Origin of the sequence: Streptosporangium sp. 'caverna', assembly GCF_003203775.1 — a bacterium.
GTDB classification, from domain to species: domain Bacteria; phylum Actinomycetota; class Actinomycetes; order Streptosporangiales; family Streptosporangiaceae; genus Streptosporangium; species Streptosporangium subroseum.
On record NZ_CP029711.1, the window covers coordinates 3,487,121 to 3,512,947 of the forward strand.

General features: G+C 68.1%; 22 protein-coding genes. 10 read left to right on the forward strand and 12 right to left on the reverse strand.

The features are described 5' to 3' along the window. Window positions 1-2: 2 nt before the first annotated feature. Entirely contained in the window at window positions 3-1,469 is a 1,467-nt protein-coding gene (locus tag DKM19_RS15380) for an APC family permease (RefSeq protein ID WP_110705739.1), read from the reverse strand. 483 nt (window positions 1,470-1,952) lie between these two features. Here DKM19_RS15380 and DKM19_RS15385 point away from each other — a divergent pair, with 483 nt between their 5' ends. After that, complete coding sequence (locus DKM19_RS15385; RefSeq protein WP_110696277.1) at window positions 1,953-2,477, forward strand: NUDIX domain-containing protein; 525 nt, start codon at window positions 1,953-1,955, stop codon at window positions 2,475-2,477. Window positions 2,478-2,696: 219 nt separating this feature from the next. Here the strand turns inward: DKM19_RS15385 and DKM19_RS15390 are convergent, their stop codons facing one another. The 5 genes from DKM19_RS15390 to DKM19_RS15410 form a co-directional block, all read right to left on the reverse strand. Next, window positions 2,697-3,305, reverse strand: coding sequence for a hypothetical protein (locus DKM19_RS15390; protein ID WP_110696278.1), 609 nt, complete (start codon window positions 3,303-3,305; stop codon window positions 2,697-2,699). Continuing rightward, entirely contained in the window at window positions 3,302-4,483 is a 1,182-nt protein-coding gene (locus DKM19_RS15395; RefSeq protein WP_110696279.1) for a PASTA domain-containing protein, read from the reverse strand. The genes DKM19_RS15390 and DKM19_RS15395 overlap by 4 nt, the downstream gene beginning before the upstream one ends. A gap of 81 nt (window positions 4,484-4,564) precedes the next feature. Next, complete coding sequence (locus DKM19_RS15400) at window positions 4,565-5,665, reverse strand: hypothetical protein (protein WP_162641509.1); 1,101 nt, start codon at window positions 5,663-5,665, stop codon at window positions 4,565-4,567. Window positions 5,666-5,676: 11 nt separating this feature from the next. Continuing rightward, on the reverse strand, window positions 5,677-7,560 hold the full coding sequence (locus DKM19_RS15405; protein WP_162641511.1) for a protein phosphatase 2C domain-containing protein: 1,884 nt from the start codon (window positions 7,558-7,560) through the stop codon (window positions 5,677-5,679). Then, window positions 7,545-8,282 carry a vWA domain-containing protein gene (locus tag DKM19_RS15410; protein ID WP_162641512.1) on the reverse strand — a complete coding sequence of 246 codons (738 nt, stop codon included), beginning with the start codon at window positions 8,280-8,282 and terminating at the stop codon, window positions 7,545-7,547. The genes DKM19_RS15405 and DKM19_RS15410 overlap by 16 nt, the downstream gene beginning before the upstream one ends. Window positions 8,283-8,701: 419 nt before the next feature. Here DKM19_RS15410 and DKM19_RS15415 point away from each other — a divergent pair, with 419 nt between their 5' ends. Further along, window positions 8,702-11,143, forward strand: a complete 2,442-nt coding sequence (locus DKM19_RS15415) for an XRE family transcriptional regulator (RefSeq protein ID WP_162641514.1) — start codon at window positions 8,702-8,704, stop codon at window positions 11,141-11,143. Window positions 11,144-11,195: 52 nt separating this feature from the next. On the opposite strand, the gene DKM19_RS15420 is transcribed toward DKM19_RS15415, so the two are convergent. After that, window positions 11,196-12,176 carry a helix-turn-helix domain-containing protein gene (locus tag DKM19_RS15420; protein ID WP_110696284.1) on the reverse strand — a complete coding sequence of 327 codons (981 nt, stop codon included), beginning with the start codon at window positions 12,174-12,176 and terminating at the stop codon, window positions 11,196-11,198. Between the two features lie 346 nt (window positions 12,177-12,522). On the opposite strand from DKM19_RS15420, the gene DKM19_RS15425 reads away from it, so the two are divergent. The 5 genes from DKM19_RS15425 (at window position 12,523) to DKM19_RS52725 (ending at window position 19,157) form a co-directional block, all read left to right on the forward strand. Then, window positions 12,523-13,494, forward strand: coding sequence for an alpha/beta hydrolase (locus tag DKM19_RS15425; RefSeq protein WP_110696285.1), 972 nt, complete (start codon window positions 12,523-12,525; stop codon window positions 13,492-13,494). Between the two features lie 324 nt (window positions 13,495-13,818). Then, entirely contained in the window at window positions 13,819-14,694 is an 876-nt protein-coding gene (locus DKM19_RS15435; RefSeq protein ID WP_110705740.1) for an alpha/beta fold hydrolase, read from the forward strand. Window positions 14,695-14,863: 169 nt separating this feature from the next. After that, window positions 14,864-15,187, forward strand: coding sequence for a hypothetical protein (locus DKM19_RS15440; protein ID WP_110696286.1), 324 nt, complete (start codon window positions 14,864-14,866; stop codon window positions 15,185-15,187). A gap of 915 nt (window positions 15,188-16,102) precedes the next feature. Continuing rightward, a complete protein-coding gene (locus DKM19_RS15445) occupies window positions 16,103-17,284 on the forward strand; it encodes an ice-binding family protein (RefSeq protein WP_110696287.1) in 1,182 nt (393 codons plus the stop codon). 712 nt (window positions 17,285-17,996) lie between these two features. Continuing rightward, on the forward strand, window positions 17,997-19,157 hold the full coding sequence (locus tag DKM19_RS52725; RefSeq protein WP_305000310.1) for a hypothetical protein: 1,161 nt from the start codon (window positions 17,997-17,999) through the stop codon (window positions 19,155-19,157). Window positions 19,158-19,367: 210 nt separating this feature from the next. On the opposite strand, the gene DKM19_RS51660 is transcribed toward DKM19_RS52725, so the two are convergent. Beyond that, complete coding sequence (locus tag DKM19_RS51660) at window positions 19,368-19,982, reverse strand: hypothetical protein (RefSeq protein ID WP_239514269.1); 615 nt, start codon at window positions 19,980-19,982, stop codon at window positions 19,368-19,370. 206 nt (window positions 19,983-20,188) lie between these two features. Between DKM19_RS51660 and DKM19_RS51665 the strand changes: the two genes are divergently transcribed. Then, window positions 20,189-20,704 carry a hypothetical protein gene (locus DKM19_RS51665; protein WP_239514588.1) on the forward strand — a complete coding sequence of 172 codons (516 nt, stop codon included), beginning with the start codon at window positions 20,189-20,191 and terminating at the stop codon, window positions 20,702-20,704. A gap of 18 nt (window positions 20,705-20,722) precedes the next feature. Here the strand turns inward: DKM19_RS51665 and DKM19_RS49455 are convergent, their stop codons facing one another. The 3 genes from DKM19_RS49455 to DKM19_RS15460 are packed head-to-tail and all read right to left on the reverse strand — an operon-like array spanning window position 20,723 to window position 22,923. Beyond that, window positions 20,723-20,884: a hypothetical protein gene (locus tag DKM19_RS49455; protein ID WP_162641515.1), complete on the reverse strand. Its 162-nt coding sequence runs from the start codon at window positions 20,882-20,884 to the stop codon at window positions 20,723-20,725. Then, window positions 20,871-22,109, reverse strand: a complete 1,239-nt coding sequence (locus DKM19_RS15455) for an MFS transporter (RefSeq protein WP_110696288.1) — start codon at window positions 22,107-22,109, stop codon at window positions 20,871-20,873. Before DKM19_RS15455 ends, DKM19_RS49455 begins: the two co-directional genes overlap by 14 nt. A gap of 19 nt (window positions 22,110-22,128) precedes the next feature. Beyond that, the gene (locus DKM19_RS15460; RefSeq protein ID WP_204358809.1) at window positions 22,129-22,923 is read right to left on the reverse strand and encodes an alpha/beta fold hydrolase; all 795 of its coding nucleotides are present in this window, start codon (window positions 22,921-22,923) and stop codon (window positions 22,129-22,131) included. A 127-nt stretch (window positions 22,924-23,050) separates the two neighbouring features. On the opposite strand from DKM19_RS15460, the gene DKM19_RS15465 reads away from it, so the two are divergent. Beyond that, window positions 23,051-23,266, forward strand: a complete 216-nt coding sequence (locus DKM19_RS15465; RefSeq protein ID WP_110696290.1) for a 2TM domain-containing protein — start codon at window positions 23,051-23,053, stop codon at window positions 23,264-23,266. Between the two features lie 362 nt (window positions 23,267-23,628). Further along, entirely contained in the window at window positions 23,629-24,318 is a 690-nt protein-coding gene (locus DKM19_RS15470; RefSeq protein ID WP_110696291.1) for an alpha/beta fold hydrolase, read from the forward strand. A gap of 260 nt (window positions 24,319-24,578) precedes the next feature. Here DKM19_RS15470 and DKM19_RS15475 read toward each other — a convergent pair whose 3' ends face one another. Continuing rightward, window positions 24,579-25,781, reverse strand: a complete 1,203-nt coding sequence (locus tag DKM19_RS15475; RefSeq protein ID WP_110696292.1) for a hypothetical protein — start codon at window positions 25,779-25,781, stop codon at window positions 24,579-24,581. Window positions 25,782-25,827: the final 46 nt, after the last annotated feature.

Here is a 25,827-nt window from a genome sequence, read left to right on the forward strand (position 1 = left end):
GGTCAATGCTTGAAGACGCTCACGTTTCCGGGCTCGGTCTCCAGCGCCTCGCGGTTGAACAACAGCAGGCCGAGGAAGAACAGCCCGCCCGCCAGGAGCAGGCCGACCACGATCAGGACGGGGACCAACGCCCCCGCCGGCACCACCAGCATGAACAGCGCGACGATCGACCACACCAGTGCGCAGATCGCGACCGGCAGCTCGAAGCGCCCGAGGTCGAACGCGCCCTTCTTGCGCTCCAACCGTCTGCGCACCCCCAGGTAGAGGACGATCGTCAAGCCGTAGATGATCGCTGGGAGAATCGTCGCCGCCGTGATCAGTTTCAGCAGCGCGGCACCCGGCAGCGCGACCATCAGGATGACACCCATGACGAAGATCAGGATCGTCGCCGGGACCGGCGTGTGCGTGCGCGGGTCGACCCGCCGCATCAGCCGGTGGGCGGGGAAGCGCGAGTCGCGCGACATCGCGAAAACGATCCGCGAGCACGCGGTCATCACCACCAGCCCGGCGCCGAAGAACGCGAACGTGATCGCGACCAGCAGCGTCCTCTCCATCACCGGGCCGAGCTGATCGTGCATGATCAGCGCGACCGGGGATTCGCTGGCGCTGATCCGGGGGATGTCGTCGATCGCGACGGTGAGCGCGACCAGGAACAGCAGTCCCAGCAGCCCGGCTGCCACGACCGAACCCACGATCGCGCGCGGGACGTTGCGATAGGGATCTTTGGCCTCCTCGGCCAGGTTCGCCGCGGCGTCGAAGCCGACGAGCGTGGCGAGGCCCATGAGCATCGCGAACATCAACCCGCCCCCGACGGCGAAATAGTCGGGGGCGTTCTCGGTGACACCGCGGGAGGTGAGGTTGCCGACCGCGCCGTCGCCCGTGATCGCCACAGCGATGAAGAGCGCGATCGCCACCACCACGACGAGCACCAGTTCGAGCCCCACCGCGCTCGCGTTGATCACACTGACGATGCGCGTCGAGCCCACCGCGAGTACCACCTGGATGAGGAGCACCACGAGCGTGATCAGGCGCGCGGTGCCCTCGTCCGGCTCGATGCCGATGAGCGGGATGAACGCCTGGCTGGCCAGCGCATTGTCGACCGCCACCACGGCGATCGCCAGATAGCAGAAGGTCAGCCAGCCGAATCCCCAGCCGATCTTCGGGTTGGCCAGCCGCGAGGCCCATTGGTAGGAGGAGCCGCTGAGCGGGATACGGGCCGCGAACTGCGCGACTATCAACGCCACCAGGGTCTGCCCCACCGCCGCGATGACCCAGAGCCAGATCCCGACCGGCCCCGCGTTCTGCAGCACGTCGTCGTACGTCGCGAAGATGCCGACCGCCACCGAGATGAACGCGAACGAGATCGCGAATACCTGAAAGGGGCCGAGCGTCCGTTTCAGCTCCTGCCGGTAGCCCCCAAGCTGGACGGAACTCTCGCCGCTCTGCCCACTCGCCAAAGCTTCCGCCATCTCGGCCACCTCACGTTCCGTGGAGGGGGCACCAACCAACCTAGAGGAGCCGAGCCGAATGCTGCTCCGAAGACTCTCTTCTGAAGATCCTTTTTCCGGAAACTACTGGCCTTCGGACCCGTGGTGTCGCAACAGATGACAAGTACGGGTCTGTGCGCTTAGGCCAGAACCCCACGATAGAAGGGGAAGGCCAACGGGCTTTCGGATAGGCGTGGCACATCCCGGCCCCGTGGGCCGTATCCCGTCCGGAGCGCTCAGTTCGGCGAGCGGGGGACCGATCCGCCGAACGGCATATGGGAGCCGATGAGGATCTACAGGGTCAGCCCTTGTACGCGTCGAGGGGATGGAGCCCGAACGCGTCGTCAGGGTCACCGCGGCCCTGCGGCCGTTCTCCACGCGAGCGGTCCGGGAGTTTCCGGCGCGTGCGCACACGCCCTTGTAACGTGGTGCTGAGATCAGGAATCCACGCTGGGAGCACGCCGCATGCGCTGGCAGGTCCACTCCGAAGAACCGCTCTACACCGACCAGTGGCTCGACGTCCGGGTGGCGGATGTGGAACTTCCCGACGGCAGGCACCTCGACCACCGCCTCATCCGTACGGCACCGGGCGCCGGGGCGGTCGTCACCGACGACGAGCGGCGGGTGCTGCTGATCTGGCGGCACCGGTTCATCACCGACTCCTGGGGCTGGGAGATCCCCATGGGTAAGATCGACGAAGGTGAGGAGCCGATCGCCGCCGCCGCGCGGGAGGCCGAGGAGGAGACCGGCTGGCGACCCGGGCCGCTGAGCCCGTTGCTCTACACCCAGCCGACCAATGGCCTCTCCGACTCCGCGCACCACATCTTCCGCGCCGACGGTGCCACGCACATCGGCCCGCCGACCGAGGCGTGGGAAGCCGAGCGCATCGAGTGGGTACCGCTCGCCGACATTCGCCGATTGATCGACAAGCGCGACATCCTCTGCGGCACCAGCATGGCCGCCCTGCTGTACACCCTCACCGAGCCGTAGCCCACGGGAGTCCGTGACATGGTGACGCCGGCTCAGCCGTTTCACGGCCTTTCGGGGATGCCGCATCGGCGCCGGCCGCACCACACGCATCAGGTCGGGGTTGAGGGTAGCCGCCCACCCGGCGCTCCATGATCGCGTTCATCCGTATTCTGGGCACCTCGCAGGTGAGGGCGTCATGCCCGGCGCCCTCCGAGGGGTCGATGCCGTACGGTGCCGCGGTCATGGTGGTGGTGCGTTCGCTCCACTGAGGAGGATCCCGTCACCGAGCCTGAGCTGGAGCGGCATGGTGAGTCTCGCCGTGTTCTGGGCCACCGGGAAGCCCTCCACGCTCCACGTTATGCTCGCCGTGCAGTCGCCCGCGCGCAGGCTCATCAGGCGACCGTTGCGAATGCTCGCCTGGAGCAGGCCGACGCCGAACTCCAGGTCGATGCCGAAGTTGACGCGGGCCACGTACTGATCCTCGACGTACACGTCGACGTAGGGGGCGTGCTTCGACGTGATCGTGTGTCCGGTCAGGCGCACTATTTCGGTGCTTCCGGGTTGTTCGACGCTCCTGCGGGCGGCGAGCCCCAGCTCCCGGTACTGCAGCCAGCCGCCGAGCAGGACCGTGCCCAGCTCGATGCCGCGCAGCAGTTCGCCGCCCGCGTCGGCGACCCTGCCGTTGAGCGCGCCGCGGAAGGCCGAGCCCGTTCGCTGGGCGTCGTCCTCGACCCGCTCGAGTGTGCGGCGCGCGTCGAGGGCCCGCGACAGTTCCGCCGCCGCGTCCCTCTGGTCCGCGAAGAGCAGGAGATCGGCGGTTCCCGGCTCGGTTTCGATGTGGACTGTCACGATAAGACCTCTCTCAGTTCCTGGCGGCCGGGGTCCGCGAACAGTTCCACCCGAATGTCCGGCACCGGGGCGGACGGGGCCGCGCCGGGCGGCGGAGAGCCGGTCAGGTGAATCTCCTGGTGCGGGGCGGGATCGGGGTGCGGATCGCAGTGGATCGACGGCACCTGCTGGGACTGGGTTTGGGGTGGGACCTGGGGATACGGCCGGGTTTGGGACGGGAGCCGGGACTGGGCCTGGTGCGGGTCGCTCCCTCGCGCGGTACGGCGGGCCCGCAGGGTCCGGGCGACGATGACGGCGACGAACACCAGTCCCGGGATCAGGATCCCTATGATCGCTGCGGGGATCAGCGGCGAAGAGGAGCCACTGCCGGTCCCGGGGATCTCCCCAGTGCCCGTTCCGCCCTCGTTTCCACCACGGCCCGGGTTTGGCGCCTCCGTCACCGCCTCCCGCAGCGACACGGTCACGGTCGTGCCCTCGGGGACCCGGCTGCCGGCCGCGGGATCCTGGCTGCTGACCTCCCCCGTCTCGGGCGAACCGGGATCCACGCCGAGCACCAGGCCGACCTCCGAGAGCTGCAACCTGGCCGCTGCCGGGTCGAGTCCGGTCAGCGACGGTACGGTCACCCGGCGCCGTCCCGGCTGCACGGGCGGTGGCGGAGGAGTGGTGACCTCGGGCGGGGGCGGATTCGGGGAGACCAGGTCTATTCGCACGGTCGTGAAGAAGCTCACCAGTCGGCCCGCGGGCGGATCCTGGCCGGTGACCTTCCAGCCGGCGCTCGCGCTCGCCGGCTGCGGATCCTTGCCCAGGCCGGCGGCGTCGAGGGCGGTTTCGGCGTCGGCGCGGGAAAGACCCTGCACATCTGGGACCTTCGGACCGACCGTGAGGACGACCGTGTAGACGATGCCGTCCGGGGCGACGATGCCACGGTCCTCCGGGCAGTTTTCCACCGCGTAGTCGATGACGTAGGACGTCGAGGTCGGCAGGAGGGTCTGGGGAGTCACCTGAACGTCGATGTCCGCGCCCGGCACGTTCAGAAGCCTCTCTGTCGCCACCCCGAGCTCCTGACCCCGTACGTCGGGTGGCTCACAACCGTTGGGCACGGCCGGCGGGGGGGACGGCAGCACCGGGCCCAGGAACACGGCCAATGACATGGCGAGCATCGAGAGGTGGCGAAGCATCGGCTACTCCGCGGGGGATGCGGCCATGACGCCCGGGACACGGCTGGTGCCTGACATTTGATTCACTCCCCTTGAACGAGGTCACATACCCAGGGCGATGATGATGAGGAAGAGCACGATCAGCACGGCCCCCGCCACGACCGCCCACTTCACTTTCTCTCCCGAACCTGCCGAGGTGGCCGGCACCGGAGGCGTGACAGCGGCAGTGACAGTGATCGGGGCCGGTGCCACGGCCGACTCGCCCGTCGGCCAGGGCTTCTTGATGAAGCCGTCCACGTTGACGTAGAGCCGCTCCCCGATGACCATCCTCGGCCACACCGCGGCCGCCTCTCGGAGCCGCTCCCGCACACCGGGCGGCGGCAGGGTACGGCTGCACTCGATGAGCGTGTCGGCGAGGGCCGACGGCATGACCCTCCGGAGGACCACCGGATCCGGCTGCCAGGTTTCGACCGTCTCCTGGACGCAGCGCACCACCGCCCAGGCGAACTTGTAGTGGTCCGAGGTCACGTCGAAGGCCACCCCACGCTGCTCCACCGGAAGCTTCCACTGCTCCGGGTCGACGGGAGGCATCGCGCCCTCACCCAAGAGCGGCACGCAGGAGTCGCAGTCGAGGAGGTACGCCTTGGGGCGCGGATCGATCGTGAAGACGGCGTTGCGCAGTTGCAGATCCCCCACCGCGTACCCGTGCTGGTGCAGCCAGGTGACGGTGTCCAGCAGCTCACCGAGCACGGCCAGCTTGTACGGCGGCTCGTAGTACGCCTTCTTCACCTCGTACCGTTGCGCGATCCGCCTCGCACGGTCCGGGCTCCGGGTGAGCTCGTCGAGGTGACGCGGGGTCTCGGTCATCTCGCCCGAGCCGGAGGTCCGCTGCTCGAACATCGACTTTTCGGCAAGTTTGATCAGGATGCCCTCGGCCCTGGCGGGAGTGCCGACGACGGCGATCGGCCAGGCGCACCTCTCGTCCAGCACCGCACGCTCCTCGTCCGGGAGCTCCCTGCGCCAGCGGATCATGGAGTGCAGCGCGGGGACGCGCACCTCGTCGGCGGTCTCGGACTTGTATCTCTTGAACAGGTAGGTGCGCTGGTCGGGGGCGACGCAGAGCCGCAGTCCGTCCGTCTGCCCTCCGTCGCGGAGCACCGGCCCCTCCCCGGTGAACGTCAGCTCGCCGACGCGGACGATCATCGGAAGGTCCGTCACGGCACGGCCGTATCGTGGCGTCCGGCCCAGATCGCGACCACCGTCCGGTCGTCGTCGAAGGTGGAGAGGCGGAAGTCGACCTCCTGGACGAAGTCGACCAGGCTCGGCGGAGTGCGCCAGGTCTGGGACAGCCGCTGGGTCAGCGGGGTCCGGCCGCCCGCGACGCCCGCGGCGAAGCCGTCACTGCTGAGCACCAGCAGATCACCCGCGCGCCACGGGAACACCTGGACCTGGATGTCGGCGAGGTCGCCCGGAATCGCCGCCGTCACGTTGTCGCCGCCTCCTCCCTCGCCCGCCAACGCCTGCCACCGGCCGCCGGTGACGAGGATGGCCGGGGAGTCGCCGACGGCGGCGCACACGGCCTGTCCCTCTCCCTCCGAAGGGAGGACGGCCACGGTCAGAGTGGTCCCGGGCCGTGCGGAAGGGGCGCGTTCGGTATTGGTGCCCGGTCGCGGCGAGCCCAGGGACTCGGTGGTCCGCCGGACCGTGTCGGACACGTGGGCGAGCACGGATTTCCAGTCCCAGCTCTGCGGGCGTTCACCGGACCGCAACGCGGAGTCGATCCCGTCCAGCGCGGCCCTGACGGCGACCGTGGACGCGATCTCCGCGTGGCGCGCGCTGCCCAGGCCGTCGGCCACGACCGCGATGACCCAGCGCTCGTCGCTGCTGAGCCGCACGCCGTAGGCGTCCTGCCGGGTCTCGCCGCGGAAGCTGTGCGTGCGGCCCCGTACCGTGGCGGCGCGCACCGTCGTGCCCTTGACCAGGCCTCCGTCGAGCGCGAGCCCGGCATCGGCCGAGGTGGTGCTCCAGGGCAGGTGTACGGCGATCCGCCTGGGCTCGGGACCGATGACCACGCGGGTGTCCTGCGCGGCAGTGGACCGCGGCGCGTCGGGTGTCGCCACGTCCGGCTGCCTCCCCCCACGCACGGCGGTCGTCGCGGGACGCCAGCCGAGGAGGTAGAGCGCGGTGAACGCCGCCGCCCCGCCCAGCAACAGGGCCAGGATCATCTGTGCCAGGGGGAACCCGGACGGCGTCGGCACGTTGTCGCCCGCCCAGTCCCTCGCCACGTCGGCCGGCCTCTTCCCGTTGGTCCTCACCTCGGTGAGCAGACGGTCGACGACCTGCGGGGTGAGCGCGTCCGTCACCTCCTGGAGCACCCGCTGGGCCTCCGGATCCCCCTTGGCGACCTGGTCGCCGGCGAACACGCTCAGCGTCCGGGGAGGCAGGATATTGTCCGGGTCTTCGAGCGGGACGAGGTTCTCCTTCTTCGAGCCGGCCGGGACGATCGCGCCTCCCGTGAAACCGGGCCGTGTCAGGGCGGCGTCGAAGGCGGCCTGGTCGGGCTGACCGCGGACGTCGAGTCCCCGGTCGGTCAGCGCCCGGTTGAACACGCCGAACTCTGGCGGAACCAGGACGGTGACGCCGGCCGTGTTGTTCTGATATTTCTGCGCGAACTCGGCGATCGTCCGGACGTCCTGCCGCAGCGAGGGGGACACGGCGAGCACCGCGCGGCTCTGGATCGCCGTCCTGCTCACGAGTGTGTGCCCGGGGAGGGCGGTGGGGAGTCGCCGGTCGTCCGGCGACGCGGCCATGAGCACGTCGAGGTCGTAGTCGACGGCGACCCGTGCGCCGTCCGGCTGCTTCGCGTAGTCCGCGACCTCGGCCACCTTCTCGGCGACGCCGTCGACGCCGGCTCGGTCGAGCGCGGCGGCGTAGATCTCGGCGACGAGCTGCTCACGCTCTCCCGCCCGCGCGTTGACGGTGATCTGCCGCCCCGAGTCGCCGGACCCGCCGCAGCCCGCGACGGAGAACCCGATGACGAGCGCGGCGACCGCGCTGGTACGGACCCGGCCCGGCGGGCCCATCAGGAGCCTCCGCACGAGAGCCTGCGCATGCCGGCCGGGATCGGGATCACGAAGTCGGAACTCCTGATCGAGCTTCCGATGCTGTCCTGGACCGCCTGGGCTATCGCCGCCACCACCTTGACCGCCTGGATCGACTCGTCCGCGACGTACGCCAACGGGTTGTTCCGGAAGGACGTCGCCACCTGGCAGAGGGTCTGCTCGGTGACCTGGCCGAAGCCCATCGCCGTGATGTGCGGGTGGTGCGGGAACGCGGGGTCGACCAGCCTGGCACGGGCGGGCAGCCAGACCTCGGCAGGCTGGCGGCCGTTTCCGACGAAGGGCTCGCCGTCGGTGATGAAGAAGACCACCGGGGTCTTGAGCTGGTACTGCCCGGCCAGGCGGGCGCAGTCGGCCTGGATGAGCTGCCGCAGGGTCAGGAACGCCTGCTCGTAATTGGTCTGACCACCCTTCGGCAGTGCGGGGATGTTGCTCGCGTCACAGGGCCGGGTGAGCGGGAGCACCACGTCGGCCCTGTCATGGAAGGCCACGATGGACACGTGCGCGGCCTCGCTCACCCCCGGATCGCCGGCCTCGAGCTGAAAGAGCAGCTCCCCGACACAGTTGGAAAGGATGTCGAACGGAGTCTGCCTGCCGTCCTCGCGGGGGGCGTGCATCGAGTGGGACACGTCACACGTGATGTAGAAGGGGAATGCCCTTGGAAGGGCATAGTTGTAGACAGGCTCCGGAGAATGCGACACGGCGACTACTCTCCTCAAGATCGCTTACGCGGACGGCCCGAGGCATGCGATACGGGCCCCAGAGCGGACCCCTCACCCCATAGATACGCCGCGAAGGCCCCGGCATTACTCATTTTCGGGAATTCATGGCCGCGGCACGGTGGCGGACTCCGACAACGTCGGCCCGTAGGGCCGGGGGCCGGCGGATTCGCTCTGTTTCATCGATGATCCACCCCACGTCGAGCGCCAAGCCAGGGCGCACACCAGGACCGAACCGGAGCGGAAACGAGTGACCTAATATCGGTGGTGGATCGGACAAATCGGTCAAACTTTATGCCGAATCCTCTGCGGAGGATGCCACTCGGCACCTGGACGACATCGTCCCTCCAGGCCACAGATCCACGTACTGTCTGCTCAGCGCTGCCCATAGCCTTTCCTCCGTGGCAGAAGCCGCGAGCTGCAGGGAAGCACCGGCGTCGTCTTCCGGCGAAGCGATGGCGGCAGGGGATGCTTCGCGTGTGAGCCAGAAGGCTCTGGCAATCTGGACGGGCAGTGCTACTTATGGGAGCGGGATGCAATTCGGTCGGATGTTGCGGGAGTTGCGGCAGGCCCGCGGCTTGACGATCGAGGAGCTGGCCGAGGCGTCCGGTGTTTCAGGGCGCGCGATAGGTGACATGGAGCGGGGGCGGAGTCTGCGTCCGCATCGTGGAACGGTCACCGCGCTCGCGCAGGGTCTGCGGCTGGACGAAACGGCGCGTGCCGAACTGCTGACGGTCGCCCGTGCCGCCCGTCCAGGCGCGAAACCCTTCGAATCCGTCAAGGCCCCACCTCACACGTTGCCCAGAGGCGTCCGGGACTTCGTCGGGCGTCACGCGGAATTGGCCAGGCTGCGCGCCCTCGTGCAGCCGTCGTCCGAGGACACCCAGGACCAGGCAAGGATCGCTGGTGCGCCGCCGGTGGCGGTGCTGTTCGGCGCGCCCGGGAGCGGCAAGACAACCCTGGCGGTCCGCCTGGCCGAGGAATGCGCGCCGAGCCTCGCGGACGGGGCGTTCCTGCTGGACATGCGGGGCCTTGATGCGCAGCCGCTTTCGGCGGAGGAGGCGGTGCTTCGCCTGCTCGGCGCATGGGGCGTGGCTGATCTTGAGGCGGTACGACTGAGCGCCGAGGAGCGTCTCGCGCGTTACTACGCGATCACAGCCGGGCTCCGGGCGGTCCTGGTCCTGGACAATGCCGGCAGCGAGGCTCAGGTCAGACCCCTGCTGCCGCGTGAGGGGCGTCTGACGGTGGTGGTGACCAGCCGTCGTGGCCTCGCCGGCCTGGAGGGCGTACAGCGCGTAGAGCTGGGCGCACTGACCCAGCAGGAGTCCGCCTCCTTGCTGCGTGCCGTCGTCGGCGCCGGCCGCGTGGACGCGGAACCGGAAGCCGCACGCTCGGTGACCGAGCTGTGCGGGGGACTTGCCCTGGCCTTGCGCGTGGCCGCGAACTGGGCCGCGACCCGCACCAACTGGAGCCTGCAACGACTCGCCGCCCGGCTCATTGACGAGGATCGCCGGCTGGACTCGCTCAGCGCCGGTGACCTGCGGGTCAACACGGCGTTCTCCCTGTCCTACTCGCGACTTGCTCCTGAGGTCGCCCGGATGTTCCGGCTGCTGTCGCTGGCGCCGGGACAGGATTTCAGCGTGCCACTGGCGGCCGTGCTCGCGGGTGTGTCCATGCCTGCCGCGGAGGACGTCCTGGAGGAACTGCTGGAGGCGGGGCTGCTGATGACCTACGCCGAGGATCGCTACCGCTTCCACGATCTGCTGCGCCTGTACGCCAAGGCTCGCCACCGCTTGGAGGACGGCGAGGAGAAGTCGGCGGACGCCTCTTCCCGTCTGCGTACCTGGCTGCTCGACACGGCCGTCGTCGCCGGCCGCTGGTACGAGCCGGGCTACGGTGCGCCGCCGCCGGACCCCGGCCGCCTGGTCGCTCTCGACGACCGTGAGCAGGCGCTGCACTGGATCAAGGCGGAGAGTGACAACTGGTTGGCGGCTTTCCGTGAAGCCGCCGAACTCGGCGAGCACGCCAAGGTCGCCGAGGTCGCGGAAGCCATGCACTGGTTCTCCGACAACTGGGTGTCCTGGGGCCACTGGGTTGAGATCTACGAACGCGCCGCCGAGGCCGGAGCGGCTCTTGGCGACGCCGGGCTGGAAGCCACCCACCGTAACTACCTCGCATGGGCCTACTGGATCGAACACCGCCATGACGTGGCGGCCACGACCGCCACGTGCGCGCTCGGCCTCGCCAGGGCCGCCGGGGACATCGTCCAGCAAGCGTGGGCGCACTACTATCTCGGCGGGCTGCAGAACCGGGTCCAGGACGTGTCATCCGCCGCGGACAACCATCGCCGAGCCGTGGAACTGTTCGCCCAGGCCGATGAGATCAACGGATACCTCCAAGCCTGCAACGCGACCATCGACATCCTGCAGAAGGCCGGTCGCGGGGAGGAAGCCATCAAGATTTACCGGGAGGTGATGGACGCCCTCGCCGATCCTCGTAACGGCGACCGCATTCCGCCGAACGTACGGAACTTCACCGCCTTGATCGCCACGTTTCACGTGTCGTTCGTCCATCTCAATCAAGGGCACTGGCCGGAAGCGGTCGATGCTCTCCGTCCCATCCGCGGGCAGTTCGACGCCCGCGGATGGCATCGGCAGGCAGGCAAGGTCCACCTCAACCTGGCCCATGCGTTGGCCCACCTCGGTGAAGACGCCGAGGCCGTCATCGAGTACCGCACCGTGCTCTCGATGGAAGGCCGCATCCCGTCGCTCCTGCTGGAAGAGGCCCGCGCAAGCCTTGACGCCCTTGAGACCGGCCGTCCGGCGCCGCCGACCCGGTTCTGAGTGGCGGGCGGCCCGACCGACGGACGCTGGGGCCGGAAGGGGAAGAGCGACCTCAAACGCTCTCGGTGGCGCGCCGTTCGCCGGACAGGCCGTGAGCCTGCCAGTCGCGAGGCGTCATACCGTAGGCCGCGCGGAAGACACGGCCGAAGTGGCTTGGACTCACGAAACCCCAGCGCCGGGCAATGGCCGCCACGCCCAACTCCCTGGCCCTGGGCCGGAGAAGATCCCGGCGGCACCGTTCCAGCCGCTGCATCCGAATCCACTCGCCCACCGTAACGCCCTCGGCCTGGAACAACTTGTGCACGTAGCGAACCGACATGAAGTGCGTTTCGGCGATTTTGGGTGGTGACAGGTCGGGGTCGGACAGGTTTCGCATGATGTGGTCCTTCACGCGTACAAGCGTGGCCGCACCGGCCTGCGGAGCCTCGGAGGCAGAGCGACCGTGCCGCTCTTCGATGAACAGTTGCACCAGGTCGATCGCAGTGGCGGCGACTCGGCGACCGACGACGTCATCGAAGCCCGCCGCTTCGCGCGCCACGCGCGCCAAATAGGTTGCCACCAGTGCGGCGCTACCGTCTTCGCCGGTGAAGGACGTCGCGGTCAGCGCCCGAAGATCCTCGTCCCGCACGTGAAGCTCTTTGCGGGGGAAATGGAAAGAAGTGAAACCGAATTCGCCCTCCAGCTTCTTCCTGAACAGGCGGGACGAATCGCTGATGGAGAATTCTCCCGGCTTTATCAGGGACTCTCGCCCGTCCTGCTCCTTTATCGCGGTGCCTCGGTGCTGAAGACTGAGGATGAGCGACTCCTGGCCGTCCTGGGAAATCAGGCGCCGGTTGCGCGTCACCACTTGCGGTCCCGCCTGGACACGAGAGATCTGCAGGGGACCGAGTTGGTCGCTGACGATCGTTCCCGGCGACGGCGCTTTCTCGAGGAGAGTCACATCCAGCGGTACGAAGGTGCGGGACACCGCTTCGTGCCAGCGTTCCGCCCGGTCAGAGGCGGACAGCGGCGCGGTGGACAGGAAGACGGACATCGGGCTCCTCAACGGTCATCGTGATCGACCGGCGGCCGGAGCCGGTACCTAGATGACACCGCCTCGACGCCGGACAGTCCAGGAAGAACCACGGGAAGGATTCACACGCGGAACTTCCCCGCTGAGGGGCCACGAGTGCCCGGATGGGTCCACAGGAGGCCGGTGACCGCTGATACGGGAGCCCGCCGGCTTCTGTGCGCTGCTGGTGCAGCGGTAGTGCGCTAGCGGGCGATCACCGGCCGCTCCGTGGTTTTAGCGTGAAGCAACGACATCGGAGCACTCCGCACGTGACCCGAGTCGCTCTGCCGGAAGGACCGGCGTGACAGCGAAATTCCAGGAGATTCACATGTCCGACTTCGCCAAGCCGGTTCAGCCTGTGCTGGAGCCCGCGGCAGCCGCCTTCGCGGAGGCCACTGCCAATCCGCCGTACCTGTTCGACCTGCCCCCGGCGGAAGGGCGCAAGGCCGTCGACGAGGTGCAGTCCGGCGAGATCGAGAAGCCCGCGATCGACGAGGAGTGGATCACCGTCTCGGGCGGCCCGACGGGCAGCGTCCGTGCCCGCATCGTCAAGCCCGCCGGCGCCGAGGGGACCCTGCCGGTGATCCTCTACATCCACGGCGCAGGCTGGGTTTTCGGCAGCGCCCACTCCCACGACCGCCTGGTGCGCGAACTCGCCGTCGGCGCGGGCGCCGCCGTGGTCTTTCCCGAGTACAACCTGTCGCCCGAGGTCCGCTACCCGGTCGCCATCGAGCAGAACTACGCGGTCGCCCAGTGGATCGTCCAGCAGGGCTCCCTCAAGGGGCTGGACGGCTCACGGCTGGCCGTGGCGGGAGACTCCGTCGGCGGCAACATGACCGCCGCGCTCACCCTGATGGCCAAGGAGCGCGGGGACGTTCCCCTGGTCCAGCAGGTGCTGTTCTACCCGGTCACCGACGCGAGCTTCGACACCGGTTCGTACCACCGGTTCGCCACCGGTTTTTTCCTGCGCCGTGACGGCATGCAGTGGTTCTGGGATCAGTACACGACCGACGAGGGCGAGCGCGCCGAGATCACCGCGTCTCCGCTGCGTGCCACCGTCGAGCAGCTCACCGGCCTGCCCCCGGCTCTGGTCATCACCGGCGAGGCCGACGTCCTGCGCGACGAGGGCGAGGCTTACGCCAACAAGCTCCGTGAAGCCGGCGTGCCCGTCACCGCCGTGCGCTTCCAGGCGATCATCCACGACTTTGTGATGCTCAACGCCCTGCGCGAGACCCACGCCGCAGCGGCCGCCATCACCATGGCCGTCGGCACCCTGCGCGCGGCCCTTCACACCGTCTGAACAAGGAGGGAACCCGGCCAGGACCGTCTCTACCCCCACCGGCGTACTCGTCCCCGGCGCGTTCGCGGACGCGGCCGGCGGGGCCGGGGTCATCACCGAGTTGCAGAGCCACGGCATTCCCGTCGTGGCCGGCTGCCGGCTGGCCCACGCCTCAGGTTCCGACCTGGTCCGTCACGGTGGCACGGACCAGGGACGTAAGCACCGCTGGACGTGGAAGGAGATGTCCTGGCCGTTCCCGATCCCGTACCCGCGCCGAAGTCGCGTCGGCTCTCGGTGAACTCACTCACATGGCCCCTGAACAGGGCCGCCGAAAGGACTTTCATCATGCGATTCCGAGGAACACGACTGCGCAAGTCCCGTGTGCTGGCCGCCGCATGCGCCCTGGCCGTCGCCGGGGTGATGGTGTCGGCCACCCAGGTGGTCGCGCAAGCCACCACCACCCCGAAAGACCACGGCCCCAAGCCGACGATCGTGCTCGTACACGGTGCGTGGGCGGACGCGTCGAGCTGGAACCCGGTGATCAGCCGCCTCCAGCACGACGGCTACACCGTGGCCGCCCCGCCCAACCCGCTGCGCGGCGTCGACTACGATGCGCAGACCCTGAAGAACTATCTGGCCACCATTCAGGGCCCGGTCGTCCTGGTGGGCCACTCCTACGGCGGTGTGGTCATCACCAACGCCGCCGTGGGCAATCCCAATGTCAAGGCCCTGGTCTACGATGACGCCTACATCCCCGCCAAGGGCGAGACCGTATTCCAGATCAACGCCGCCCAGCCCGGTTCGTGCGTCACCGCCGACCCGTCGACGTTCCTGAACCTGGTGCAGTACCCGGGCTCTCCCCAGGGCGACTACGACGCCTACCTCAAGGTCGCACCCAACGGCGCTTACCCGGGATTCGCGGACTGCTTCGCCAACGGTGTCCCCAGCGCCCAAGCCCGCCTCCTGGCGGCCGGCCAGCGCCCCTTCGCCGTCAGCGCCGGATCCGAACCCTCCGGTACGCCCGCCTGGCAGACCATCCACTCATGGGCCGTCGTCGGAACCGCCGACCGCGTCATTCCCCCTGCCGAGCAGTTGGCCATGGCCACCCGTGCGGGCGCTCACATCACCAAGGTCAAAGCCGGTCACCTATCCCTCATCACCCATCCCGGCGTGGTGACCGACGTCATCCTCGACGCCGCCCGAGCGGCCGTCTCCTCCTGACACGATCGCCTCCAACCTGCATGACGCAGCCGCCGGAGGCGCCCACACGCGATTCCCCCGTTTCGGGGCCGGGGCCGCTAAGACCGGCCTCCGGCCCCCTGAGCAAGCGAGGGCCGGGCAGCTGCGTCGCAGGAACTCCTCGTCCAGCGGCTGGACGAGCCGCATCAGGGTGCGGGCCGAGAGGGTCACGTCCGGTCCGCAGTTCGTCCAGACGATCGCTGCTGACCGTGGTGAGAGTCTTGTCGGCGAGCTGTTCGTCGATCTGGAGGAGGTCGAGCCGGTAGAGCCGCACAGCTGGTGGGAGTCCCGTCTTCTGGGCGCTCCCACCTGGTTGCAGTTCGAGGAGTACCCGGACGGCGGTCCATGGACGTTCTTCTTCCAGCTCAGATCCTCCCAGCGGCACATGTACGAGCTGAACTTCGGCGACAGCGGGATGGGCTATGGCTTCCTCAGCGCCGACGAGCAGGAGGGCCGCTTCCTATGGCAGTGCTAACCAGTTGCCGACGTGGGCAGGGGCGGACGGTTAGCGTCTATACGGTCTGAATCGACTGGGAGACATGGCCTTGACCCGGTGGGCGCGAGTGGACATCCGCAGAAGACGATCAAGCGTGGAATGGCTCTGAGCAGGACTTTCTGACACCTGTGGACGATCTCGAACTGGCTATGGGACAGAAGTTGAGGGCTGTGCGGGCCAGAATTGCAGCCGGTAGGTCTCCAGCCCTTCGGGAGGCCGTTCCCTGCGGTAACGGGCACCCGGGCCGGGGCGGACGCTTACATGCACGAACCAGTTGCGAGCCTGATCGCGGAGGATGCTATCTCTTGACGATCATGCGGTGTGGCCCATCATGGTTCCGAAGGAATGCGGTGACAGCGGCGTCCCCACACAGGGACTCACTTCGGCTACCGTCCACCACCCTCTGACCGCGCTGTCCAGTACCTGATCATGGCGGTTGGTACACGCGCGTCGGGCATGAGAGCGACATGGCCGGCCAGGAAAGGCAGCCGAGCGGCGTGCGGCTTGCTCGATGGCGCCTGCCTCGATGTCGCTTGCCCACGACAGCAGGTTCGGTGCGGCCTCGTTCGGCAGGATGGTCTCCCTCGGTTCACCCCTCTGCGCGGTTCGATGTGCAGGATGAGCGATCGCTGGGCGGTCGATTCTCACCTCGAGAGTATGTTGACTCGTTCATGACGACATGCCGGGGAACAAACGCTATTCAGCGCTCGGGAGATTAAAAGCACTGCCAGACAATATGGCGATCTCACCCTTTTTCAAGAAATGACGCCCATTATTTTTCTCCCGCATGTCGGATGGCAATGAACCAAAGTGCTGATTAGTAAGGTTGGAGGATATGAGGCGTCATTGATGATGCGCCTGGACTGATCCGCACTAAAGGGAAAGAGCAGTTTGATGACAGACGCCGGTGGCCCCCGCCTTGTATCACAAAACATCGTTCGCTCCTTGCTGGCATGGGTCCTCACGGTCCTGATCGCGACGGGAAGCATCGCCGCGACACCCTGTGCCGCGAACGCATTGGCGGTACCGGTCACGCTGGGCACGGCCGCGAACTTCGCAGTCCTGGGCGGGGCCACTGTCACGAACACCGGGCCCACCATCGTCACCGGAGATCTGGGGGTCAGCCCGGGCTCTGTGGTAACCGGCTTCCCGCCCGGCATCTTGATCGGGGCACTCCACGCCGCCGACGCCGCCGCCGCACAGGCTCAGACGGATCTGCTCGCCGCCTACAACGACGCCGCCTCTCGCATTCCTGACGCCACCATCCCGACAGAGCTGGGTGGAACCACCGTGACCCCCGGCGTCTACGACTCCGCCGCGGGCACATTTCAGATCACGGGAAATCTGACACTTGACGCCCAGGGCGACCCCAACGCGGTCTTCATCTTCCAAACCGCCTCCACCCTCATCACCGCGGCCGCCAGCACGGTGACCCTCATCGGGGGGGCGCAGGCATGCAACGTCTTCTGGCAGGTAGGCAGCTCGGCCACGCTGGGAACCACTACCGACTTCGTCGGCGACATTCTCGCGCTGACCTCGATCACGGTGGGCAGCGGTGTGACCGTGAACGGTCGAACCCTGGCTCTCAACGGCGCCGTCACGCTGGACACGAACACCATCACCCTGTCTACCTGCGCGGGTCCTCTCGACAGGTCCACCACCACCACGGTGAACTCGTCGTGCGCCATCAGCCAGCAAAGCCCGATCACCTTCACCGCGACGGTGAGATCTCCGAGCGGGATCGTTCCCACCGGCCCGGTCGAATTCTTCAGCGACGGAGTGAGCCTGGGCACAGCCCAGCTCGATGGCACGGGCCACGCCGAATTGACCGTCGCCCCCCTCCCCGAAGGCGTACACGAGATCGTCGCCGTATTCCCCGGCACGATCGAACTGGATGGCAGCACGTCGCCGGCCTTCATCCAGGCTGTCGACTCCCAGGGATTCTGCCTGCTGGAGGAATGCGGGCCAACGTGTGGCAGCGAGCCTCCAGCCAGGCTGCTGTCGACGACAGCGGGGCGCATGGCCTGCTCGTCACGCCCACCCTCTGCGAACGCAATGGTCGCCGACGAGCTCTAGGGTCCCCCCATCTTCCCCCACAAAATATACAAAAGCCTTCACTATGAATTTAATGACCCACAGATCGAAGATCGCAACATAAAGTCCTTATGCACATGAACATAAACTCAATGGGCTGCTCTTCGCCGCTTTCCTGTCGCCATATTCTTAATTTACGATTCAGTGGTCAAGTTGAAGCACTTATCGGGTATCTCATGATCACCATCCATGCGTCACAGAGGCCCCCCCTCAGGACCCCAAACGACACGGAATGACATGAAATTCACCGATAGCAGGCGCATCGTGACTCCACGGCCCAGCAGGCGCGCTCGAAATCGAGGCGTTACGGTGATTCTCATTGGCGTTTTTTCGGCCGCGTCATTCCAAATGCAGGCAAACGTACCCAAGGAGAAACTGAGCAGTATTCAGCTGGTCGCACAAGTCAATGAGGATGAGTCGGTTCTGGCTTGCCCTCCTGGCTCCGTCTCCAGAAAGCCACACGTCTATGCGGGAGGGCACTGCCGGAAGAGGTGCTGCAAGCCATGTAGGTGCAGGAACGAGTTTTGCGTATGCCTGCATGGCCCGCGCGGACCGAAAGGCAGGAAAGGGCCGAGGGGCGCAACGGGTCTAACCGGCCTACATGGCCCTCGGGGCGCAGAAGGCCCCGTAGGAGAGACCGGCATGCCAGGACCTGTAGGCCCGGAAGGAGCAACGGGACCGGCAGGACCTATCGGTGCGACGGGACCTGCGGGAGCGACGGGCGCGACGGGCACGACGGGACCAGCGGGCGCAACGGGTGCGACGGGACCTGCAGGGGCAACGGGCGCAACGGGCGCAACGGGCGCAACGGGTGCTACGGGTGCGCCGGGTGCGACGGGATCTGCTGGACCTGCAGGACCGGCGGGTGCGACGGGGCCGGCGGGGCCTGCAGGGGCGCCGGGTGCGACGGGATCTGCGGGGCCAGCAGGACCTGCAGGGGCGACGGGACCTGCGGGAGCGACCGGTGCGACGGGACCGGCAGGGACAACGGGCGCTACGGGTGCTACGGGACCTGCTGGACCTGCTGGACCTGCTGGACCTGCAGGGGCAACGGGTGCGACGGGACCGGCAGGGACAACGGGCGCTACGGGTGCTACGGGACCTGCAGGACCAGCAGGACCTGCAGGGGCGACGGGACCTGCGGGAGCGACCGGCGCGCCGGGACCGGCAGGCGCAACGGGCGCAACGGGTGCGCCGGGATCTGCAGGACCAGCAGGACCAGCAGGACCAGTGGGGCCCGCAGGCGCTACGGGTGCGCCGGGTACGCCGGGACCTGCGGGAGCGACCGGCGCGACGGGACCAGCGGGACCTGCAGGTGCTACGGGTGCTACGGGATCTGCTGGACCGACAGGACCTATCGGTGCGACGGGACCGGCGGGACCTGCAGGCGCAACGGGTTCGACGGGACCGGCAGGACCTGAAGGACCTGCAGGGGCGACGGGACCTGCGGGAGCAACCGGTGCGACAGGACCGGCAGGCGCAACGGGCGCAACGGGATCTGCAGGACCAGCAGGACCAGTGGGGCCCGCAGGCGCTACGGGTGCGCCGGGTGCGCCGGGTACGCCGGGTACGCCGGGTACGCCGGGACCTGCGGGAGCGACCGGCGCGACGGGACCAGCGGGACCTGCAGGCGCTACGGGTGCTACGGGATCTGCTGGACCGACAGGACCTATCGGTGCGACGGGACCTGCAGGGGCAACGGGACCTGCAGGGGCGCCGGGCGCAACGGGCGCAACGGGTTCGACGGGACCTGCAGGACCTGCAGGACCTGCAGGACCTGCAGGGGCGACGGGACCGGCAGGCGCAACGGGCGCAACGGGTGCGACGGGATCTGCAGGACCAGCAGGACCAGTAGGGCCCGCAGGCGCTACGGGTGCGCCGGGTGCGCCGGGTACGCCGGGTACGCCGGGACCTGCGGGAGCGACCGGCGCGCCGGGATCTGCGGGGCCGGCAGGGGCGCCGGGTGCGACGGGACCTGCAGGACCGGTAGGACCTATCGGTGCGCCGGGATCTGCAGGACCAGCAGGACCAGCAGGACCAGCAGGACCAGTGGGGCCCGCAGGCGCTACGGGTGCGCCGGGTACGCCGGGTACGCCGGGACCTGCGGGAGCGACCGGCGCGCCGGGATCTGCAGGGCCTGCAGGGGCGACGGGCGCAACGGGGGCGACCGGTGCGACGGGATCTGCGGGGCCGGCAGGGGCGCCGGGTGCGACGGGATCTGCAGGGCCGGCGGGACCTGCAGGGGCGACGGGCGCAACGGGGGCGACCGGTGCGACGGGATCTGCAGGACCAGCAGGACCTGCAGGGCCGGCGGGGGCGCCGGGTGCGACGGGGCCGGCGGGGCCGGCAGGGGCGCCGGGTGCGACGGGATCTGCAGGGCTGGCGGGACCTGCAGGCGCAACGGGCGCAACGGGGACGACCGGTGCGACGGGATCTGCGGGGCCGGCGGGGGCGCCGGGTGCGACGGGACCTGCAGGACCGGCAGGGGCAGCGGGTGCGCCGGGTGCGACAGGACCTGCAGGCGCAACGGGCGCAACGGGGGCGACGGGATCTGCAGGACCAGCAGGACCTGCAGGGCCGGCGGGGGCGCCGGGTGCGACGGGGCCGGCGGGACCTGCAGGGGCGCCGGGTGCGACGGGATCTGCAGGGCCGGCGGGACCTGCAGGCGCAACGGGCGCAACGGGGGCGACCGGTGCGACGGGACCGCAGGGAGAAACGGGACCTCAAGGACCTCCTGGGTCGGCCATCTGTTGCAACGATAGGTGGGGCGTCATCGGCCGCGAATCAGAGGGTGGGCCGAGTGCTGTCTATCGTGTTGGCCCGTATGGTCGAGACCCTGCCAGTGACTCTTCGGCCACCGTACCGCCGCCCTATGGCGTCGGCAGCTTGGGAATCATCGTCGGCGACAGCCCAGACAAGATCACTTTCGGCAACGAGACGGACTTCGCGGAGCTGTCGATCAGTGATCTCACCACTCTGAAATACTGGGCGTTCGCGGGCACCAACTCTCCGGACGAGGTCTCCGTGCCAAGGCTGAGCATAGAGGTTGATCCCAACGTAGGCTCGGCGAGCTACGCGACCTTGATCTATCTGCCTGATACCTCTGTCAGCCCGTCGGCTCCCAGCCCCCGGCTGCCCAACACCTGGCAGCAGTACGACACCAGCGCAGCCGGCAACCAGTGGTATGCCACCGGGGCGACGGGCGTCTTGATCAACTGCACTTTGGCTTCTCCGTGTTCGTTCGACGACCTCAAGACCGCGATGCCGAACGCGGTGATCACACTGAGCCTTGGGTTCAGCATGGACACCGCCTTCATCGGCGCGATCGACGGGCTGCAGGTGAACAACACGATCTATGACTTCGGGCCGCTTGGAGCTCGGAAGATAGCCGTGGGGCCATAGAAGTCCTAGCAGAATGAGCTAAGCAGCACTTTTGCAGGTCGGCGATTGTTGTTCCTCGTATGAGGCGGGCAGCACCTCGGCAATGTCATCGCGCTCGGCGAGGGCCTGGTCGGCGAGCCGGCGGAACCGCTCGTCGTTCAACGCCGGCCCGCGCTGCGCCGCACGGTCACCGTGCGACATCGGGTGCCCGCTTCTTCCGAGTGATGGTCAGCACGTACAGGAACAGACCGGCCGAGGTGAGGACGAAGCCGGCCCAGACGGTGGACAGGGTTCCCCAGCCTGCTTCGAGGGTGATCGCGCCGCCGATCGCACCGAGAGAGTTGGCGAGGTTGAGGGCGGCCAGGTTGAGCGCGCCCATCAGGGTCGGGGCGTCCGGCGCGAAGCCGGTCAGCCTGACCTGGATGGTGGGGATCGCGAGCATCATGGTCGCGCCGACGCCGAACAGGCAGGGCAGCAAGATCAGCAGGTTGCCGCCGGCCACGCCGATCACCACCAGGAGCGCGAGGACACCGCCGTAGCCCCAGATCAGACCGCGGTGCTCGTATCGGTCGGCGACGCGTCCGCCGAGATGGTTGCCGACGGCCATGCCAAGGCCGAAGACGGCGAGTGCGATCGGGATGAGTGCGGCGTCCCGCAGCGCCGCGTCGGTGACAAAGGGGCCGATAAACGTGTAGACGGCGAAGATGCTGGAGATGCCGAGCGCCGCGACGGTGACCATCAGCCAGACGTTGAGCCGGCGCAGGCCGTTCAGCTCGTCCCTGACGGGACTGCCGTGCAGGTCGTCGGTGCGGGGCAGCCAGGCCACCAGGGCGGCGCCGGCGAGCAGGCCGATGGCGACCACGGTCCAGTACATGGCGCGCCAGCCGGCGTGCTGGCCGATGAAGGTGCCGAGCGGTGCCCCGGCGATGGTGGCGACGGTGAGTCCTCCCATCACCGTGGCGAACGCCTTGCCGCCCCTGCCCGGGCCGTACACGTACGCGGCGACGACGGCCCCGGCGCCGAAGAACGCACCCTGCACGCTGCCGGCGACGAACCGGAAGACGACGAGCAGCGCGATGTTCGGTGCCAGCGCGGAGAGCCCGTTGCCGGCCAGGAAGAGCACGACCAGGCCGAGCAGTAGCGTGCGCCGGTTGACCCGGGCGGCGAGCAGGGTGATCGCCGGAGAGCCGATCACCACCCCGAAGGCGTAGGCGGTGATCGCGTACGTGGCGGCCGGGACCGACACGCCCAGATCAGTGGCGAAGAGTTGAATGATGCCGTTGCTGCCGAACTCACCGGTGCCGATCGCGAAGGTGCCCAGCGCCAGCGCGAACAGAGTCAGCTTCGGGTTGCCGACGGGCGACTCGGCGGAGATGTGCCGTTTCTCCTCGACGGCGCACTGGCCTTCATAGGCGCGAGTATGCATCGACGTCTTCTCCGAGGTGTCAGCGCGCGGCGCGTTTGATGAGGTCGGCGGTCACGGCGGGCTGCGAGATCATCGCGACGTGTGAGGCGCCGACCTCGCGGACCTGAGACCCGGCCCGCTGCGCCATGAACCGCTGCGCCGCGGCGGGGAGCACCTGGTCGTTCCGGGCGATGAGGTAGTGGGAGGGAATGGTCTTCCACGCCGGGGCGCCGGACGGCTCCCCGAGCGTGCGCGTGTCGGCGGGACGCTGACTCGCCTGCATCAGGTCGGTGGTCGCCTTCGGCACATCGCCGGCGAAAACGCCGCGGAAGAACTCCTTCTTGATGTATCCGTCGACGAGGCTCTCGCCGTAGGGACGGAAGTCCAGCGCCGCCTCGCTGAGCTTGCTTCCCGGAAACTTCGTCTGCAGGCCCAGCAGCGACTCACCCTTATCGGGGGCGAACGCGGCCACGTAGACCAGCGCTCTCACATTCGGGTTGCCGACCGCGGCGTTCGTGACGACGATCCCGCCGTAGGAGTGCGCGGCCAAGACGATCGGGCCTTTGAGTGTGGCGAGGACACTGGCCAGGTAGGCGGAGTCGGAGGCCACGCCGCGCAGCGGGTTGGCCGGGGCGATGACCGGATAGCCCTCGCGGATGAGCCGGGCGGCGACGTCGTTCCAGCCGGAGGCGTCGGCGAACGCGCCGTGCACAAGGACCACGGTGGGTTTGGGCTCGGCTTCCGGCCGGGGGCGTGCCTGCGCCTCGGTCGTTCCCAGCAGGGCACTGGTCGCGACCGCGGCGGATCCGGCCAGCACCGCTCTACGAGTCGTCATCAATGTCAACCTTTTCAACTTATGGCGTTCGCACCTCGATTGCGGGTTCAATGTAGAACCCAGGCACTTGACGATCACTGAACGAGCGACTCAGTCGTCGTCAAGTACGCCGATTTAGCTTTCGGGAATGAGATCGGCAAAAAGCGAAAGCGCCCGGAGATGGGGCCTGCGAATTCACTTGCTCTTTTACGTCCTGGCCAATCTGGCCCAGGTCGTGGTGTGGCGGGTCTACGACCCGGAACACTTCTTCTGGCCCCTGTGGTCCATCGTCTTCTGGGGCATCGGACTGGCCTTCCACTTCTGGAGTGTCCACTCACGGCCCACATCGAAAACCGGTCAGTGAGAGCCGGGTCGTTCCTCCTCAAGTTCGTGCGCGTCACCATGACGATCGGCGGTCAGCCGTCCCCAGCCCCTGAGCGGTAGACGACAGTCCTGGAGTCGCAGACCGACGTACCCGGCCCTTCTCCGGACCGGCCGCGGTCGAGCTGATCTCGCTGGTCGGGAAGACCACGGCTTAGCCCCGTCACGCGAAGGCATGGCGTAATCCATCCGGCACGCCGCCGTCCGCGACCATCGGCCGTTCTACGGCGAAGCTGATCCGAGCCCCTCAACGACCGTCCGTGGCGTCGATCAACGAAATATTCACTGGTCGTCCAGTGACGCCAGCTAGTTTCACCGAAATAACGCTGTCAAGGAGGCAACATCATGAGTTCCACCGCGGTCAACGTCGTGCTCGTACACGGCGCTTTCGCCGACGGATCGGGCTGGCAGTCCGTCCATGACCTGCTCAAGCGGGACGGCTATCGGGTCAGCGTCGTCCAGAATCCCACGCTGTCGCTGGACGGGGACGCCGAGGCCACCCGGCTGATCCTGGACCGCCAGGACGGTCCCACCGTGCTCGTCGGACACTCCTACGGTGGCGCGGTCATCAGCGAGGCCGGGAACCACCCGCAGGTGTCGGCGCTGGTCTACGTCGCTGCGTTCGTGCCCGACAGTGGCGAGTCCGTGAACACGCTCATCGCCGACCCACCGCCGGGCGCGCCGGTGGCACCGATCCTGCCTCCGGTCAACGGGTTCCTCTTTCTCGACCGGGACAAGTTCCACGCCGCCTTCGCAGGCGACCTGCCGGCCGCGCAGGCCGAGTTTCTCGCCGACTCGCAGGTGCCGTGGGGTGTCGGCGCACTCGGCGGCACCATCACCGAAGCCGCCTGGCGCACCAAGCCCAGCTGGTACCTGGTCGCCACCGAGGACCGGATGATCCCGCCACCGGCTCAGCGGGCCATGTCCGAGCGCGCGGGCGCCACCGTGACGGAAGTCGCCGGCAGCCACGCCATCTACATCTCCCAGCCGGAGGCCGTCACCGAGCTGATCAAGAAGGCGGCCGCCGGCGGCTGAGCGGACGGCCCACAGGGCAGACCAGAAGGTCGGGGTTTCGAGTATCTCCGGCCGCACACATGCAAGAAGGCCCCTGAACAGGCATTACGCCATCGGGGGCCTTCGTGTTTTCTAGATCGTCTGGACTTCTTGCTAACAGGGTGGAACGCTCCGGGCGGATACGTGCGACTCAGGATGCGGCGCTCGAACTCGGCCGCGACGCACCGGTAGCGCGGCTCGGCTGCGTCACCACAACGGGGGTCAGCCTACGTCGTGACCCCTCACTTCTTCGCGCCGGAGCCGGTCACGACCGTCATCGGCCCGGACTCGACGGTGCTCGACGTCCCGTCGGCCCACGTGCCGGTCACCTGAACGGTCACCGTGTCGCCGAGGTACTTCCCAATGAGGTGGAACCGCGACCCGGTCGCGCCCGCCAGCGGCTTGCCGTTCACGAGCCACTGGTAGCTGAACTTCGCATCCGGGGTCCACTTGCCCGGGTCGGCCGTCACGAACCCGCCGACCTTCGGCGAGCCCTCGATGACCGGCGTGCCCGGCACCTCTAGCCGATAGTGATAGAAGGTGACGTTACTGGGACCGTTCGGATCCGGCTGCTCCCGGTTGAGGATGTTGAGGGTCAGGCTGTCCGGTGTCTCCAGGAACGACAGGCCTTCGACCTCTTGAGCGTAGGGAACCTTGAGATTGAAGAGCACCTGGACCTCGCCGGTCGTCAGGTTGGCGCGGGAGATGTTCTTCCCCGCGTCGTTCGAGGCGAAGTACATCCAGCCGTCATGGATCTTGCCGCCCTGGGCCTGGTCGACCGTCTGCGATAGCGGGATGTATCTGTTGAACGTCCAGTCGGACAGGTTGTAGACGGCGATCTCCGTCGCGTTGCCATAGGCCATGCCGTAGGCGAGGCCTTTGTCCGCGTCGACGGCCACCCAGCTTGCGATGTCCTGCACGCCGTGCGGCGGGTTCAGGGCAGCGGCCTGGCCGGTGAAGCTCAGATCGGGGGCGTTGTAGACGGCGAACACCGGCGTGTCGTAGCGGCCGCCGGTAATCGGATCGCGCGTGCTGGTGTCGAGCGAGATGTAGAGCTTGCCGTTGGCGTAGTCGATGTCGCCGATGTGGTTCAGGCCTTTGTAGGCGAGCGGCGAGGGGTTGGCCAATGCGGACGGAATGGCCGGCGAGCTCTTGAAGGTGGTGTTGTACCGCATGTCCGTGATCTCCAGCCCGTTGCTGCTGGAGAAGTACCAGTGAGTGCCGTCAGTGGTGACGCCCTGGCCGCGCGAGCTCTCGGCCTCGCCGGTGAACACGTCCTTGCCGATGAGCTTCCACGTCTCGGCCGCCTGCGCGGGTGCCGCGTGCGTGGGCGCTACGTGCACGGTTGCCGCCGCCACGGGTGCCGCCTGCGCGGTTGCCGCCGCCGCGGCCGCGCCGACCAGGGCGAGCCCGGCGATGAAATTCCTTCTAGCGAAACTTCCCAAGATGACTCCAAATGATCCGCCAGTGGGCGACCGTGTCCGCTGTGTC